This is a genomic window from Rhizobacter sp. P2_D12, from assembly GCF_056404395.1.
In genome coordinates this window covers 1-1,317 of the sequence record NZ_JBFUEB010000299.1, presented here as the reverse complement: position 1 = coordinate 1,317, position 1,317 = coordinate 1, and the positions used below count along the sequence as shown (strand labels likewise).

Below are 1,317 nucleotides of genomic sequence, written 5' to 3'. Positions count from 1 at the left end.
GAGATCCACAACGTTTACACGCCGCAAGCCGCGGCCAAGGGCCTGGCGTGCGACTTCGACATTGCCAACGACATCCCGGTGGCGATCTGCGGCGATCCGAACCGGCTGCGCCAGATCCTGGCCAACCTGCTGGGCAACGCGCTCAAGTTCACTGACGATGGGCGCATCCTGGCGCGCGTGCGCGTGGCGGGCGAAGACCCGCAACAGGTCGTGCTGCGCTTCGAGGTGCACGACACCGGCATCGGCATTTCGCGCGAAGCACGGGCGCGCCTGTTCAACGCCTTCTCGCAGGCGGACGACTCCACCACCCGCAAGTACGGCGGCACCGGCCTCGGGCTGGCGATTTCAAAGCAGATCGTCGAGCTGATGAACGGCGCCATCGGGGTCGAGAATGCACAGCAGCGCGGCTCGGTCTTCTGGTTCACGGTCAGCTTCGACAAGCACCGGGTCGACCCGGACGCGCCGGGCCATCACCTCAATACACTCGATGGCTTGCGCGTGCTGGTGGTCGACGAGCAGGATGCCAGCCGCAAGGCGCTGGTGCAGCAGCTGACAGCGTGGCATGCGCAGTGCGACGACATCGGCGGCGCGCTCGCGTTCGAGTGGCTGGTCAACGCGGCCCGCGCCGGCCGGCCCTACGACGCGGCGGTGCTGGACATGGAGCTGTGCGAAACCAGCGGCCTTGCTCTGGCCGCCGCAGTGCGCGCCGAACCGCTGGCGCGCGACACGCACCTGGTGCTGCTCAGCCCCGAACGGCTGGCCGCTGATCCGGTGCAGCGGCGCGAAGCGGGCGTGGCGTACCAGCTGGTCAAACCGGCACGTGCGGCCGATCTGTATGCGTGCCTGGCGGTGCGTGCGGCGCGGCTGCAGCGGCCGACTGCGCCGTCAGCGGCGGCCAGCGACCAGGAGCCCGCGCTGCATCCGGCCAGGCGCGCGCGGCGCGTGCTGCTGGCCGAGGACAACCCGGTCAACGTCGAAGTCGCCCGCGCGATGCTGGAAAGCCTGGGTCTCGAAACGGGCTGCGCGAAAAACGGCCAGGAAGCGCTGCGCGCCGTGCACGAAGGCCGCTGGGATGCAGTGCTGATGGATTGCCAGATGCCGGTGATGGACGGCTTTGCGGCCACCGGCGAGATCCGGCGCCACGAGCGCGAGATGGGGCGCCAGCGCGGGCTGCCCGTGATCGCGATCACCGCCAACGCGCTGCAGGGCGATCGCGAAGCCTGCCTGGCGGCGGGCATGGACGATTACCTGTCCAAGCCCTTTACCCAGCAGCAGCTGGCCACCGTCATCGGCCGCTGGATCACGATGCCGCTGCTG

Annotated in this window: 1 protein-coding gene; it reads left to right on the top strand. The window is 69.5% G+C overall.

All coding sequences use genetic code 11. The features are described 5' to 3' along the window. Positions 1–1,317, top strand: a 1,317-nt coding sequence (locus AC1DYN_RS32590) for a response regulator (RefSeq protein WP_477966953.1), incomplete at both ends; no start/stop codon positions are given.